Below are 304 nucleotides of genomic sequence, written 5' to 3' on the forward strand. Positions count from 1 at the left end.
GCCTCTCAGCATGGTCAGTTGTGTCCGAAATCGTCACAGCCGTGACGAATCGACAGCCCTACCCAAACGTATTCGGTTTTTAACGTTCACCAGCCCTGTCAATAGGGTGCTGGTGAACGCTTACTAATATATTATCTGCAACGCTATCACTATGTTTCCGCTTGGTGGTGATTTTATAAGCTCGACGCTGACGCACAACAAGACCTAACTTACGCATGATGGTGCGAGTACGATAACGCCCGATAGTGAAGCCTTCTTCACGTAGTTTCTTAGCTAATTGACGAGAGCCTAAACTTCCACGACT

At 47.4% G+C, this 304-nt stretch carries 1 pseudogene; it reads right to left on the reverse strand.

Annotated features, from left to right (window positions below):
* Positions 1 to 124: 124 nt before the first annotated feature.
* Positions 125 to 304: pseudogene (locus tag HC723_RS17140) on the reverse strand (IS3 family transposase); the annotation flags it as partial.

This window comes from Vibrio sp. S11_S32, assembly GCF_014694465.1.
Taxonomy (GTDB): Bacteria; Pseudomonadota; Gammaproteobacteria; order Enterobacterales; family Vibrionaceae; genus Vibrio; species Vibrio algicola.